12 protein-coding genes and 1 pseudogene are annotated in these 13410 nt (G+C 66.5%); 5 read left to right on the top strand and 8 right to left on the bottom strand.

The window, feature by feature from the left end; genetic code table 11:
* Positions 1-531: ATP-binding cassette domain-containing protein (locus tag ACIDOCELLA78_RS000000102875; protein WP_201728300.1), on the bottom strand; the 531-nt coding region annotated here is incomplete at its 3' end.
* A gap of 281 nt (positions 532-812) precedes the next feature.
* On the opposite strand from ACIDOCELLA78_RS000000102875, the gene ACIDOCELLA78_RS000000102870 reads away from it, so the two are divergent.
* Positions 813-1565 carry an SDR family oxidoreductase gene (locus ACIDOCELLA78_RS000000102870; RefSeq protein ID WP_201728299.1) on the top strand — a complete coding sequence of 251 codons (753 nt, stop codon included), beginning with the start codon at positions 813-815 and terminating at the stop codon, positions 1563-1565.
* On the top strand, positions 1565-2383 hold the full coding sequence (locus ACIDOCELLA78_RS000000102865; RefSeq protein ID WP_201728298.1) for an amidohydrolase: 819 nt from the start codon (positions 1565-1567) through the stop codon (positions 2381-2383). The genes ACIDOCELLA78_RS000000102870 and ACIDOCELLA78_RS000000102865 overlap by 1 nt, the downstream gene beginning before the upstream one ends.
* Before the next feature lie 111 nt (positions 2384-2494).
* On the opposite strand, the gene ACIDOCELLA78_RS000000102860 is transcribed toward ACIDOCELLA78_RS000000102865, so the two are convergent.
* A complete protein-coding gene (locus ACIDOCELLA78_RS000000102860) occupies positions 2495-3388 on the bottom strand; it encodes a sugar kinase (RefSeq protein WP_201728297.1) in 894 nt (297 codons plus the stop codon).
* Complete coding sequence (gene uxuA, locus ACIDOCELLA78_RS000000102855; RefSeq protein ID WP_201728296.1) at positions 3388-4569, bottom strand: mannonate dehydratase; 1182 nt, start codon at positions 4567-4569, stop codon at positions 3388-3390. The genes ACIDOCELLA78_RS000000102860 and uxuA overlap by 1 nt, the downstream gene beginning before the upstream one ends.
* A 167-nt stretch (positions 4570-4736) precedes the next feature.
* On the opposite strand from uxuA, the gene ACIDOCELLA78_RS000000102850 reads away from it, so the two are divergent.
* Entirely contained in the window at positions 4737-5531 is a 795-nt protein-coding gene (locus ACIDOCELLA78_RS000000102850; RefSeq protein ID WP_201728295.1) for a GntR family transcriptional regulator, read from the top strand.
* 100 nt (positions 5532-5631) lie between these two features.
* Positions 5632-7143, top strand: coding sequence for a UxaA family hydrolase (locus tag ACIDOCELLA78_RS000000102845; RefSeq protein WP_201728294.1), 1512 nt, complete (start codon positions 5632-5634; stop codon positions 7141-7143).
* Positions 7144-7203: 60 nt separating this feature from the next.
* On the opposite strand, the gene ACIDOCELLA78_RS000000102840 is transcribed toward ACIDOCELLA78_RS000000102845, so the two are convergent.
* Both ACIDOCELLA78_RS000000102840 and ACIDOCELLA78_RS000000102835 read right to left on the bottom strand, forming a co-directional pair.
* Positions 7204-7920, bottom strand: coding sequence for an ABC transporter ATP-binding protein (locus ACIDOCELLA78_RS000000102840; RefSeq protein WP_201728304.1), 717 nt, complete (start codon positions 7918-7920; stop codon positions 7204-7206).
* Positions 7913-9163: a branched-chain amino acid ABC transporter ATP-binding protein/permease gene (locus tag ACIDOCELLA78_RS000000102835; RefSeq protein ID WP_283770826.1), complete on the bottom strand. Its 1251-nt coding sequence runs from the start codon at positions 9161-9163 to the stop codon at positions 7913-7915. The genes ACIDOCELLA78_RS000000102840 and ACIDOCELLA78_RS000000102835 overlap by 8 nt, the downstream gene beginning before the upstream one ends.
* A 104-nt stretch (positions 9164-9267) precedes the next feature.
* Here ACIDOCELLA78_RS000000102835 and ACIDOCELLA78_RS000000102830 point away from each other — a divergent pair, with 104 nt between their 5' ends.
* Entirely contained in the window at positions 9268-10494 is a 1227-nt protein-coding gene (locus ACIDOCELLA78_RS000000102830; protein ID WP_201728293.1) for an IS256 family transposase, read from the top strand.
* An 82-nt stretch (positions 10495-10576) separates the two neighbouring features.
* Here ACIDOCELLA78_RS000000102830 and ACIDOCELLA78_RS000000102825 read toward each other — a convergent pair.
* From ACIDOCELLA78_RS000000102825 to ACIDOCELLA78_RS000000102815, 3 genes and pseudogenes are all read right to left on the bottom strand, one after another.
* Positions 10577-11110 (bottom strand): annotated as a pseudogene (locus ACIDOCELLA78_RS000000102825) (branched-chain amino acid ABC transporter permease); the annotation flags it as partial.
* 33 nt (positions 11111-11143) lie between these two features.
* Positions 11144-12028, bottom strand: a complete 885-nt coding sequence (locus ACIDOCELLA78_RS000000102820; RefSeq protein ID WP_201728292.1) for a branched-chain amino acid ABC transporter permease — start codon at positions 12026-12028, stop codon at positions 11144-11146.
* Between the two features lie 89 nt (positions 12029-12117).
* On the bottom strand, positions 12118-13401 hold the full coding sequence (locus ACIDOCELLA78_RS000000102815) for an ABC transporter substrate-binding protein (RefSeq protein WP_249675492.1): 1284 nt from the start codon (positions 13399-13401) through the stop codon (positions 12118-12120).
* Between the last annotated feature and the right edge of the window lie 9 nt (positions 13402-13410).

Below are 13410 nucleotides of genomic sequence, written 5' to 3'. Positions count from 1 at the left end.
GGCCGCCGTCGGCTCGTCCATGATGACGACCTTCGCCCGCCAGTAGAGCGCGCGCGCGATCGCCACCGCCTGGCGCTGCCCGCCGGAGAGGTCGAGCACGCGGGTCATCGGGTCGGGAATATGGCTTTCGATCCGCGCCAGCAGGGCGGCGATCTCGCCATGGATCTTCCGCTCGTCGAGCATCGGCACCAGGCCCATGAAGCGCCGCATCGGCTCGCGGCCAAGGAAGATGTTGGCGCCCACATCGAGATGATCGGCAAGGGCGAGATCCTGATAGATCGTCTCGATCCCGGCATTGCGCGCATCGCGCGGCGAGCGGAACGACATCTCCTCGCCGCCGAGCCGGATCGAGCCGGAATCGGCCCGGTGCACGCCGGAAATCACCTTCATCAGGGTGGACTTGCCGGCCCCGTTGTCGCCAACCACGCCGAGCACCTCGCCGGGGGCCACTTCGAGCGACACGCCGCGCAGCACCTCGATCGCGCCGAACCGCTTGTCGACGCCGCGCACCTCGAGGGCGGGCACGCTCACGCCGTGATCTCCGTTCCGACCGGCGCGCCCGTTGCTGGGTCGTTCGCTCGCATCGTTTTTCCTCCCTCCGCCGGCGCTTCAGCACCAGCCATTGAGTTGCAGAATATCGATATGCGGCAACGCTGACAAGCGGGAAGCGCGTGCCCGTTTCTCACCATCGCGGGATCGTGGGCCGGCTTGCGCGGCGAGAACCCGATTGATAGCCTCGTCAGCATGTCTCGCAATTTTCATTGCGTATACACAATAATAAATTCGCGTAATCCGTGAGGGAGGGAGCAAAGATGGAACTTGGGCTCAATGGAAAGATCATTATCGTCACCGGCGGCGCCTCGGGAATCGGCGCCGCGGTGGTGGACACGCTCGCCGGCGCTGGCGCGGTGCCGGTCGTGCTCGACCGTGCCGCAGCACCCGGCGAGCATCACCGCCTCGACCTGACCGACGACGCCGCCTGCGCCGCGGCCATCGCCGCCATCGCCGCGCGCCACGGCCGGATCGACGGGCTGGTGAACAATGCCGGCGTGAACGACCGCGCCGGGCTTGGCGGCACGCTCGATATCGCCCTCGCCGCCTTCCGCGCCTCGCTCGAACGCAATCTCGTGCAGTGCTTCACCCTGATGCATCTGTGCCTGCCGCATCTGCGCCAGTCGCGCGGCGCGGTGGTGAACATCGCCTCAAAGGTCGCCCTCACCGGCCAGGGCGGCACCAGCGGCTATGCCGCGGCCAAGGGCGGCCTGCTCGGTCTCACCCGCGAATGGGCCGCCGAACTCGCCGCCGATGGCATACGGGTCAACGCCGTCCTGCCCGCCGAGGTCTCCACGCCGATGTACGACCAATGGCTGTCCGCCCAGCCCGATCCCGACGCCCGCCGCGCCGCCATCACCCGCACCATCCCGCTCGGCGCGCGCATGACGACGCCGGCGGAAATCGCGGCGAGCGTCGTCTTCCTGCTCTCCGTCGCCGCCTCGCACGTCACCGGCCAGCATCATGTCGTCGATGGCGGCTACGTTCATCTCGACCGCGCGCTGACCGCCTGATGCGCATCGACGCCCACCTGCATCTCTGGTCGCCCGCCCGTGGCGACTATGGCTGGCTGACGCCGGACCTGCCGATCTGCCGCGAGATCACGCTCGACGAGGCAAGCCGCACCGCGACGGGGATCGACGCCGTCATCCTCGTCCAGGCCGCGCCCACCGAGGCGGAAACGCGCTTCCTGCTCGACATCGCCGCCCGCGCCGGCGGCTTCGTCCGCGCCGTGGTCGGCTGGACCGATCTCGCGGCGGCGGACGCGCCCGCCCGCATCGCCGCCCTCGCCGGCGAACCGCGCCTCGCCGGCCTGCGCCCGATGCTGCAGGACATCGCCGATCCCGACTGGATTTTGCGCCCGGACATCGAACCCGCCCTCGCCGCGATGGAACGCGCCGGCCTGGTGCTCGACCTGCTGGTCCGCCCCGCGCATCTGCCGCGCTGCCGCGAACTCGCCCGCCGGCATCCCGGCCTCGCCATGGTGCTCGACCATGCCGCCAAGCCGCCGATCGCGCAGCGCGGCCACACCGCCTGGGCCGACGCGCTGCACCGCCTCGCCGCCGATACCGCGATCGCCTGCAAGCTCTCCGGCCTCATCACCGAAGCCGCACCTGGCGCGGGATTCGACGCGCTCGTCCCCTATGTGCGAACGGTGTTCGAGGCCTTCGGGCCGGACCGGATTCTCTGGGGCAGCGACTGGCCGGTGCTCACCCTCGCCGCCTCCTACGATGCCTGGCGCGGCGCGGCGGAAGCCCTCACCGGGATGATAGCACCTGATGCGATGGACGCGGTGTTCGGCGGCAACGCCGCGCGCATCTACCGGGGCTAGAGCATCATCCGATCAGATGGAGTCATCTGATCGGATAAAGATGCTCAGTTTATCAGCATGATAGAGCACTACATCCGATCCAAAAGGATCGGAAAGTGCTCTGAGCCCGGCTCACGCCTCTTCGGCGATCAGCGCGCCGCGCGTCAGCACCGCCCGCGCCGCCACCGCCTGCGCCGCCGCCACCGCAGAAGCGGGCGCCATCCCCTGCATCCGGCAGGCGAGGAAGGTGCCGTTGAACGCATCGCCCGCGCCGGTCGAATCCACCGGCGTCACCACCTCGCGCGGCACCACCTCGAAGCTGTCCGCACCAAAGCGCCCCAGCGTCGCCGCTGTGCCGTTCTTGACGACGATATCCCGCACCCCCGCCGCCGCCAGTCGCGCGACCGTCGCCGCCGGCGCCGCGTCGCCGAACAGGGCCGCCTCGTCCTCGAAGGTCGGCAGCGCGATATCCACGAGCGGCAGCACGCGCCGGACGATCTCCCGCGCCTCGTCGGCGTCGCGCCACAGCGCCGGGCGGTAATTGGTATCGAAGGCGATCTCGGCCCCCGCCGCCCGCGCCGCGCCGAGGACGTCCAGCAGCGCCGCCCGCCCCGCCGGCGGCAGGATCGCCAGTGTGATGCCCGAGACCAGCACGAGCCGCGCGCCCGCCAGCGCCCGTGCGAGGAACGCCGGATCGTCGGCCAGATGCGTCGCCGCCGAGTGCCGCCGCCAATAGGCGAAGCTCCGCTCGCCCGCCTCCACCCGGATCACGTAAAGCCCGACCGACGCGCCCTCGACCCGCCGCACGAACGCCGCATCGATCCCGGCCGCCTCGATCCGCGCGCGCATCGCGTCCGACATCCAGTCGGTCCCGATCGCGGTCACGTAGCGCACCGGCACGGCACCGCGCAGCCGCACCCGCGCCGCCCAGGCGGCGTTGAACGTATCGCCCGCGAAACCGAGCGTGTAGCCGCCCGCCTCGTTCGGCGCGAACTCCGCGAGGCACTCGCCGATGGCGACGAACATCAGGCCGCCGGCGCCGTGGCTTCGAGCGCGCGGATCACGCCGCGCAATTCCGCCAGCCCGCGCAGCCGGCCGATATAGGAATAGCCGGGATTGACCCGCCGCGCCGCATCGGCGGCGAGCAGATGCCCATGATCCGGCCGTAACGGGATCGACGCCCGCCGCCCCGCCGTCGCCGCCTCGCGTTCCTCGCGCAGCAGCAGGGCGAGCATGGCCACCATGTCGGTCCGCCCGTCGAGATGCGGCGCCTCGACGAAGGAGCCGTCCGGCTCGACCGTTACGTTGCGCAGATGGACGAAATGGATGCGGCTGCGGAACGTCTCGGCGATCGCCAGCACGTCGTTATCCGCGCGCGACCCGAGCGAGCCGGCGCAGAGCGTCAGCCCGTTCGCCCGCGAGGGCACCGCCTGGAACAGCGTCGCCAGATCCTCCAGCGTCGAGACCACGCGCGGCAGGCCGAACAGCTTCACCGGCGGATCGTCGGGATGGATCGCGAGCCGCACGCCGAGTTCCTCGGCCACTGGCACCACCTCGCGCAGGAAATCGCCCAGGTTGGCGCGCACCGCCGCGTCGTCCAGCCCATCGAACCGCGCGATCTCGGCGGCGATGGTCTCCCGCGTCTGCGACGCCGCCCCGCCCGGCAGGCCGGCGATGATGGTCCGCTCCAGCCGCTCCAGCGCCTGCGCGTCGCAGGCCGCCATCCGCGCCTCCGCCTGCGCGACCAGCGGCGCCGGATAGCCCTCCGCCGCCCCGGCGCGGCGCAGCACGAAGGCGTCGTAGAGAATAAAATCCACCATGTCGAAGCGCAGCGCCTTCGCCCCGTCCGGCATCTCGTGGGCGAGTTCGGTGCGGGTCCAGTCGATCACCGGCATGAAATTGTAGCAGATCACGCCCACCCCCGCCCGCGCCACCGCGGCGAGCGAGTCCTTCCACGCCCCGACGAGGCGCGGCCAGTGACTGTCTCGGCACTTGATGCCGGTCGGCACCGGGATCGACTCGCACACGCTCCAGCGCAGCCCGGCGGCCTCGATCGCGTCGCGACGCGCCTGCACCGCGGCGACCGGCCAGGGCTCGCCGGGGGGGATGTCGTGCAGCGCCGTCACCACGCCGGTCGCCCCCGCCTGCCGGACATGGGCGAGCGGGATCGGATCTTCCGGCCCGAACCAGCGCCAGGTCTCTTCCATCGCCCCGCCCTTTCCCCTTGTCAGTCCAGCGCACGGAGGCGCGCGCTGAACGGCCAGCCGATCCGCCCATAAGTCCCACCATCTTTATCCGATCCGGCGGGATCGGAAAGGGCTCCGGGCGCCCTACCCCGACTTGACCGAAAAAGCGCACCGGACCAAGAAGGCAGATGCCGCGTCCCCGCAAACATGAAGCCGGATTCACCGGCGATGAACCGGAAGACCCTTTCCTCGCGTCGCTTGCGGCGGTGTGGCTCGACCCCGCGATCGGCAAGACGGCGCAAATCTACACGATCATCCGCAACGGCATCGTCCAGCTCAAGCTCCCGCCAGGGGCGGCAATCAACGAGCGGGAAATCTGCGCCCGGCTCGGCGTGTCGCGCACGCCGTTGCGCGAGGCGATCCTGCAACTCGCGGCGGAAAACCTGGTTACCGTGGTGCCGAATTTGGGCACCAGCGTCGCTCCCATCCATATCCAGGACGCGTTCGACGGCCAGATGGTGCGCGACGCGCTGGAGATGCGCGTGGTGCGGCTCGCCTCATCGCGGATGAACCTTGCCGTCGAACGCGCGCTGGCCGCGAATATGGAAGCCCAGCACAAGGCCGCCGAAGCCCGCGACTTCGATGGGTTCTACCTGCTGGACGAGGATTTCCACCGCCTCATCAGCGAATGCGGCGCCTCGCCCACGGTCTGGCGCATCATCAACGGCGCCAAGGCGCAGCTCGACCGCATCCGCCGCCTCGGCTTCCCGCGCCCGCACCACGCCGAAACCGTGCTCGCCGAGCACCAGGCGATCTTCGACGCGCTGATGCGGCGCGATGCCGAGCGCGCCGCCGCCGCCATGCAGACGCATCTCGACCGGGTGTTCGAAACCGTGCGCCTGCTGATCGCCGAGCGGCGCGACTACTTCTCGCCCGATGCCGGCGAGGTGGCCCAGCGCGCGGGGCGGCCCGCCGGCGCTTGACCGGACTGCCGTTTATCGGAAAAATACAAACCGATATATTCCCTTCAACGACCGGGGCGCACCGCCGCCCCGCGCCTAGGCGAGAAACGGAACCAGACCCATGAACGCTCCCACCACCGTGCGCCTGAACGACGCCGACAACGTCCTCGTGGCGATAGAGCCGATCGCATCCGGCACCGGCGTCGCCGAGGGCCTGGTGACCTCGGCGCGCATTCCCCGCGGGCACAAGATCGCCGCCGCCCCGATCGAGGCCGGCGCGCCGGTGCGCAAGTTCGGCCAGATCATTGGCTTTGCGAAGGAGGCCATCGCCCCCGGCGCCTGGGTGCACGAACACAATGTCGAGGTTCACGAATTCGCGCGCGACTACACGCTCGGCGCGGTGAAGCCGGTCGAACCCGTCGCCGCCCCGGCGACGTTCATGGGCTTCCGCCGCGCCAACGGCCAGGTCGGCACGCGCAACTACATCGCCATTCTGAGCTCGGTGAACTGCGCCGCCACCGTCGCCCGCCAGATCGCGCTGCGGGCGGAACGGAGCGGCCTGCTCGACGGGTTTCCGAATGTCGACGGCATCGTCCCGCTCACCCACGGCACCGGCTGCGGCATGGCGGCCGACGGCGAGGGCTACGAGCTGCTCGAACGCACGCTCTGGGGGGCGGCCTGCAACCCGAACGTCGCCGGCGTGCTGTTCATCGGCTTGGGCTGCGAGGTGCTGCAGATCGCGCGGATGACCGCCCGCTACGGGCTGAAGGACGATCCCCGCTTTCACTGGATGACGATCCAGGATTCCGGCGGCACGCCCGCGACGATCGAGGCCGGGCTCGCCGCGCTGCGCGAGATCCTGCCCCGCGCCGACGCCGCGCGGCGCGAGCCCCTGCCCGCCTCGCATCTTGTTCTCGCCCTGCAATGCGGCGGGTCGGACGCCTATTCCGGCCTCACCGCCAACCCCGCACTCGGCGAGGCGGCGGACATTCTGGTGCGCCACGGCGGCACCGCGATCCTGTCGGAAACGCCGGAAATCTACGGCGCCGAACACCTTCTTGTGCACCGCGCCGCGAGCCGCCGCGTCGCCGACGACCTGCTGGCGCGGATCGACTGGTGGCGCGACTATCTCGCCCGCACCGGCGGACAGATGAACAACAACCCCTCACCCGGCAACAAGGCTGGCGGGCTGACCACCATTCTCGAAAAATCCCTCGGCGCCGTGGCCAAGGGCGGCACCACCCCACTCACTGCGGTCTACCGCTATGCCGACCCGGTCACCGAGCGCGGGTTCGTCTTCATGGACACGCCCGGCTACGACCCCGTCTCGGTCACCGGCCAGGTCGCCGGCGGCGCCAACATCCTGTGCTTCACCACCGGCCGCGGCTCGGCATTCGGCTGCAAGCCGGTGCCCTCGATCAAGCTGGCGACCAACAGCGATCTCTACCGCCGCATGGAAACCGACATGGACATCGATTGCGGCGACATCCTCGCCGGCATGACGATCGCGCAAAAGGGCGAAGAGATCTTCCGCCACCTGCTCGACGTCGCCTCCGGCGCGCGCACCAAATCCGAACTGCTCGGCTATGGCGACAACGAATTCGTGCCCTGGCAGGTTGGGGCGGTCATGTGACCGCCAGACGCAGCGTCATGTGACCGCCAGATGAAGCGTCATGTGACCGCGGCGCTGGCGTCAGTGGGCGCCGGCACCCAGCATCGCCGCGCGGAATCCCTCATCAGCGCGCAGCGCCTCGGTGGTATCCGCCCGCACGATCCGCCCGGTTTCCAGCAGATAGGCGCGATGCGCGACCTTCAGGCTCAGATTGACATTCTGCTCGACCAGCAGCACCGTCGTCCCTTGGGCGTTGATCCGCGCGATCGTCGCGAACACCTGCTTGACGATCACCGGTGCGAGGCCGAGCGAGGGCTCGTCCAGCATCAGCAGGCGCGGCTTCGCCATCAGCCCGCGCCCGATCGCCAGCATCTGCTGCTGCCCGCCGCTGAGCGACCAGCCCATCTGCGTGTAAAGCCGCTTGAGATCGGGGAAGATTTCGAGAATCCCCTCGATGTCACGCTCGGTTTCGGCGCGCGACACCTTCCGGTTCGACGTGCCCATGATCAGGTTCTCGCGCACGGTAAGCCCCGGAAACACGTGCCGCCCTTCCGGCACATGCGCGATGCCGCGGCGGACGATCGCCTCCGGCGCCATCCGGTCGATCCGCTCGCCCTCGAAGCGGACTTCACCGCGCGTCGGGTGCAGCAGACCGGAAATCGTCTTGAGCGTGGTCGACTTGCCAGCGCCATTGACGCCGAGCAGGGCGACGACCTCACCCGCCCTTACCTCGATGCTGATATCGTGCAGGGCGGTCACCTGCCCGTAGCGCGACTGGATGTTGCTGACCTCAAGCATATTCGACATCGTCACCCAGATACGCCTTCATCACGGCAGGATCCGACAGCACCTGCTTCACCGATCCCTCGCTGATCTTCTGGCCGAAATCCATCACATAGGCCCGCGTCGCCACGCTGGAGACGAAGCTCATGTCGTGCTCGATCAGCAGCATCGTCACCCCCAGCGCATGGATCCGGTAAAGGATCTGCGACAGCACCTCGGTTTCCTCGTGGTTCATCCCCGCCGCCGGTTCATCGAGCAGCAGAAGCTCGGGGCCGGAGACGATGGCCCGCGCGATCTCGACGATGCGCTGCTGCCCGTAAGGCAGGTTCTTCGCCTTTACATCGAGCCGGACGAAACCGAGAAAGTGCAGTGTCTCCCTTGCCTTTTCCATCGCCTCGCGTTCCTCGCGATAGCCGCGCGGCCGCGATAGCAGCGCCCCCGCGAGCCCGACCGTTCCCCGCCGGTAATGACCGACCGCCACATTCTCCAACGCGGTCAGTTCGGGAAACAGGCGGATATTCTGAAAGGTGCGTGAAATGCCGAGCCGGTTGATCCGCGTCGGGCCGAGATTGGTGATCTCCTTCCCGTCATAGACGATCGATCCCGCCGTCGCCGTGTAGATCCCGCTCAGCACGTTCAGCACCGTCGTCTTGCCCGAGCCATTCGGCCCGATCAGCACCGCCACATCACCGCGATTGACCGTCAGCGACACGCCATTGACCGCCTTGATGCCGCCGAAATGCTTGGCCAGATCACGAATTTCCAGAAGCGGCCGATCCGAGGCCACTGGCCGTTCAGGCACCGCGTCAGACTTGAGATGTGCGACCTCGTCCCGACCATCCTCGCGTCGCCCCAGCACCAGCGTCGTCACCGCGCCGACACCGCGCAGCAGCAAGCCGTATAGCCCTTCGGGCATGAACAGCACGACGACGACGACCAGCACGCCATAGACCGCGATGTAATAGGCATGCAGGAAGCGCAGCACTTCCGGCAGGAAGGTGATCAGCCCGGCGCCCAGCGTGGTGCCGACGATCGAAGCCTGCCCGCCCACCAGCGCCATCGCGAAGAAGGAGACGGACTGGTAGAAGTTGAACACGTTCGGGCTGATATAGAGCGAGCCGGAAGCATAGAGAATCCCGCCCATCGCGGCGAGCGCGGCGGAGACGGCGAAGGCGAGAACCTTCGTCCGGAACAGGCTGATTCCGTTTGCCGACGCGGCGATTTCATCCTCGCGCAGGGCGAACAGCGCGCCGCCCAGCCGCGAAGGTGGCGTCGTGAAGTGTGTGGAAATTCTGGGTGGCGTAATCTCCGGGTGAGTTCAACCACCAGACTCGGCGTTGTAGCGCCGATGGAGATCACGCCATGGAGAAGAATAGCACAGGAACGCCGGAAGCCAGGCTGTTTGATGGGACGGCGTGGTTCGACCCGATCGAGACGGGCGTTCGGGATCGGATCCGAGGGTTCATTGAAACCATGCTCGAGGAGGAGCTGACGGCGGCGCTCGGGCGGGGGCGATACCATCGGGATGGCGAGGCGGCGGCCGGATATCGTCACGGTGTCCGTCATCGGCAAATCCTCGGCTCGTTCGGACCGCTCGACATCACGGTGCCGCGGGGTCGGATGCCAAAGCCTGAAGGTGGAACCGCCGAATGGCGCAGCGCCGCACTGCCTCGTTATGCGCGGATGACGAAACAGGCGGAGGCGTTGATTGCGGCGACTTATCTCGCCGGCACGAACACACGGCGGGTGAAGCGGGCATTGGGGGCGTTGTTCAAGGGGGCGGTAGGCAAGGACGTGGTCAGTCGTACCTGGCGAAAGGTGAAGGCGGACTGGGAAGGCTGGAACCGGCGCAGTCTGGCCGATGATGACATCGTCCGGCTGATCCTGGACGGCACCGTGGTGAAGGTCAGGCTCGACCGGAAAGCGACCAACATCTCGCTGCTGGTCGTGCTTGGTGTCCGCCGCGATGGGCAGAAGCTGCTGCTGGCGGTGAAGAACATGGGAGGCGAAAGCGAAGCCGCCTGGCGCGCCGTGCTCGATGATCTCATCGCCCGCGGCCTGCGCACTCCGGAACTGCTGCTGATCGATGGTGGCGCCGGCCTCGAACGTGCGCTGGCCAGCCTGTGGCCAAACGTGCCGACGCAACGCTGCACCGTGCACAAGCACCGAAACCTGCTGGCCCATGCGCCAGACGCCCTGCACGAGGAGATCACCGCCGACTACAACGACATGATCTACGCCGAAACCAGTGCCGAGGTGATGCGCCGGCGTCGGCTGTTCCTGGCCAAATGGCGTCTGAAATGCCGCGGTGTAGCCGACAGCCTCGAAGAAGCCGGCGATCGGCTGTTCACCTTCACACGATTGCCCCAAAGCCAGTGGAGATCAGCGAGAACGACGAATGCGATCGAACGTCTGCATGAGGAGTTCAAGCGCCGGATCAAGACCCAGACCGTCCTGCCCTCGGCCGAAACCGCGGCGATGTTGTTCTGGTCATTGCTCGCATCCGGACAGATCTCCATGCGCAAAGTCGACGGGTGGCAGAGCCTCGGAGAGCCTCCCGCCTCAATGCATCTTGATCTCGTCGCCTGACCTCGTCATGTTCCACCAGCCGGAGACGCCGCCCAAGGCAATTTCCACACAATCCGAGACGCCACCGCCGCGAATGGCGCAGGCGGAACACAACATAACTCGCCAGCACGAGAACCGCGACGGAGATGAAATAGAACCCGTGGTCGCTGTTGATCGCGTAGCCGAACAGGCTCGGCCGGGGGATGTTGGAAATCCCGTCGGCACCGCCGGTCATGGCGTTCCAGTTGTTGAGCACAAGCTCGGTGATGATCTGAAACCCGATCGTCACCAGCGCGAGATAATGGCTGGCGAGCCTGAGCGAGATCGCGCCGAGGAAGAGGCCGAAGCCGGTGGTCACCACCACCGCCGCCAGCGCAGCACTCCAGTAGCCGACGTGATGGTTCACCGCGAGAACCGAGAACGTATAGGCGCCGATCCCGAAAAACGCTGCCTGGGCCAGCGAGATCTGCCCCGAATAACCGAGCAGAACCGTCAGCCCGAGCGCCGCGACGGCATAAGACAGCGAGAGGATGAGCAGCGTGAGATAATACGATCCGAGCCGCCCACCCGGCAGCAGGAACGGTATCAGCACCAGCAGTGCGATGAAGGGCAGGAACCTGGCGATCGACCTGATCATGTTGTCGTTTTCCTGAAGCCGCCGGCGCGCCGGTCAGACCTTCTGTGAGACTTTTTCACCGAACAGCCCGTATGGCCGGAAGATCAGGAACAGGATCAGCACGATGAACGGAAATGCATCGCGATACGATCCCGAGATATAGGTCGCGCCATAGGTCTCGATCAGCCCGATGCCGAGCCCGCCGACGATCGCCCCCTTCATGCTCCCGAATCCGCCGACGATCGCCGCGGCGAAAGCCTTGAGCGCGATGCTCGACCCCATCGTCGCCGTCACCGTGTAGACGGGTGCGATCAGCAATCCCGCAAGCCCGCCGAGCGCGGTGCTGATCGCAAACGTCAGCGCCGCCATCCAGGCCACGCGGATCCCCATCAGCCGCGCCGTGTCAGGGTCCTGCGCCGTCGCCTGCAACTGCTTGCCGAGCTTGGTTCGTTCGAGAAACCAGTTCAACAGCGCCACCATGGCCGCGGTGACAACGATGATGACGATGTATTGCGGATAGACATGAACGCCGAACACCGCGACGGAGTCAGCCTTGAAGATCGGCGGCAGCTGGTAAGGTATCGGTCCATAGATCAGCAGGAAGGCCTGTTCGAGAAAGACCGAGGCACCGACAGTGGCGATCATCACCGGCAGGAAGTTGCGCGGCCGGTTTCGCACCGGCTGAAAGATCAGCAGCTGGAACAGCGCGCCGACCAGACCGGTTGCCACCACTGCAAGTACCAGCGCGAGCCACCAAGGCAGATGCAGCACAACGACGAGGCTGACCATGAAATAGGCGCCGATCATCGCGAAATCGCCCTGGGCGAAATTCACCACATTGACGGAAGTATAGATCAGCACGAAGCCAAGCGCGATCAGCGCATAGATGCTGCCGACCGCAAGTCCCGCGATGGTCAGCTGGATGAATTCGGAGAACACGCAGACAATATCCCGGTCAGCTGATTTTCATTCCGGCAGAAAACGAATGCGCCGTCCGGGAGACGAGCCACCCGGACGACGCCCGGCATTCAGCCGACATATTTAATCGGGATCACCTTCCGATGCTTGATCTTGACCACCCAATAGCCGTGCAGCCCATCGCCGTTGGTGTCGAAAGTGTAGGTGCCCTCGACCCCGTGATAGCCCTTCACCGCGCGAATGCCCTTCTGGATCGCGGCCGGCGCGGTGCCATCCTTCGCGATGACCCGGCTGAGGACGTTCATCGCGTCATAGACCCACCCACCGAACACGTCGGGCTGGCTGTTATATTTCGCAACATAACGTTTGGTGAACGCCTTCGCCGCATCGTTGCCATCAGCCACGAAATCGGACACGCCATAGGTATCGTCGACCGCGGGGCCAGCAAGCTGGATACAGACCGAGGTCGCGATCGAGGTCGAGCCGATGATCTTCACCTTGAGACCCAGCTGGCGCAGCTGCTTGAGCATCTGCGCCTCGTCCTCGGAATTGGTCATGTAGGTTGCGAGCGTATCGGCGCCGGAACTTTTGACCTTCTCCAGAAACGACGTGTAATCCCGCGTCGCGGTGGTATAGCCCTGATCGCTGACAACCTTGGCGCCGTTCTTCACCAGCGCCACCTTGAGCAGCGCATTCCCGGCCGCACCGAAAGCGTCGGTATCGTAAAGAACGGCGACGTTCTTGCTGCCCATCGTCTTTACCGCGTACTGGGCCATCGTTGCCGACGCATAGGTATCGTTCGGCCGGAAACGGAACACCCACTGGTTGCCGACATGCGTCAGCTTCGGATCGGTGCCGCCGATCATGGTTGGGATCTTGTAGCGCGCGACATAAGGCAGCGTCGCCTGCACGATCGTGCTGCGGATCGAGCCGATGATGGCGACAATGTTCTGATTCGCGGCGAGCTTCTGATAGGCCGAGACGCCGGCCTGATTCTGCCCGCGATCGTCCTCGACAATCAGCTTGATCTTCTTGCCGGCGATGCCGCCATGGGCGTTGATCTCGTCAACGGCGAGCTTTGCGCCATCAACCTTGTGCTGGCCACTGAGCGCTGCGGGGCCTGTCAGATCGGCGATCATGCCGATCTCGATCGTGCCGGATGCTGCATGGGCCACACCCGCACCGCACAGAAGCGCAATCATGCCCGCGCCGCCGAGTAATTTTCCGATCATTGGTTTCATCTCCCTCGATTTTATTTGATTGGACGTCTTATTCCCCCTCCCGGCGCGACGGTTCGAGGGCGGGCAACTGACAAGGTTGGCGCCGTGTCGTGCATCGCTTCTGCAGAATACGCAGCCGGGTGGAGAGTGCAGGGAAGGGTCGCGCCGCAACATATTGCCGCT

It is taken from the genome of Acidocella sp. C78, assembly GCF_907164655.1.
This window is presented reverse-complemented; position numbering and strand designations above follow the sequence as displayed.

Excerpts from the sequence above, each read along its gene's own strand:
- ACIDOCELLA78_RS000000102870 (WP_201728299.1), top strand. The coding sequence starts at position 813 with ATGGAACTTGGGCTCAATGGAAAGATCATTATCGTCACCGGCGGCGCC.
- ACIDOCELLA78_RS000000102865 (WP_201728298.1), top strand. The coding sequence starts at position 1,565 with ATGCGCATCGACGCCCACCTGCATCTCTGGTCGCCCGCCCGTGGCGAC.
- ACIDOCELLA78_RS000000102860 (WP_201728297.1), bottom strand. The coding sequence starts at position 3,388 with ATGTTCGTCGCCATCGGCGAGTGCCTCGCGGAGTTCGCGCCGAACGAG.
- uxuA (WP_201728296.1), bottom strand. The coding sequence starts at position 4,569 with ATGGAAGAGACCTGGCGCTGGTTCGGGCCGGAAGATCCGATCCCGCTC.
- ACIDOCELLA78_RS000000102850 (WP_201728295.1), top strand. The coding sequence starts at position 4,737 with ATGCCGCGTCCCCGCAAACATGAAGCCGGATTCACCGGCGATGAACCG.
- ACIDOCELLA78_RS000000102845 (WP_201728294.1), top strand. The coding sequence starts at position 5,632 with ATGAACGCTCCCACCACCGTGCGCCTGAACGACGCCGACAACGTCCTC.
- ACIDOCELLA78_RS000000102840 (WP_201728304.1), bottom strand. The coding sequence starts at position 7,920 with ATGCTTGAGGTCAGCAACATCCAGTCGCGCTACGGGCAGGTGACCGCC.
- ACIDOCELLA78_RS000000102830 (WP_201728293.1), top strand. The coding sequence starts at position 9,268 with ATGGAGAAGAATAGCACAGGAACGCCGGAAGCCAGGCTGTTTGATGGG.
- ACIDOCELLA78_RS000000102815 (WP_249675492.1), bottom strand. The coding sequence starts at position 13,401 with ATGTTGCGGCGCGACCCTTCCCTGCACTCTCCACCCGGCTGCGTATTC.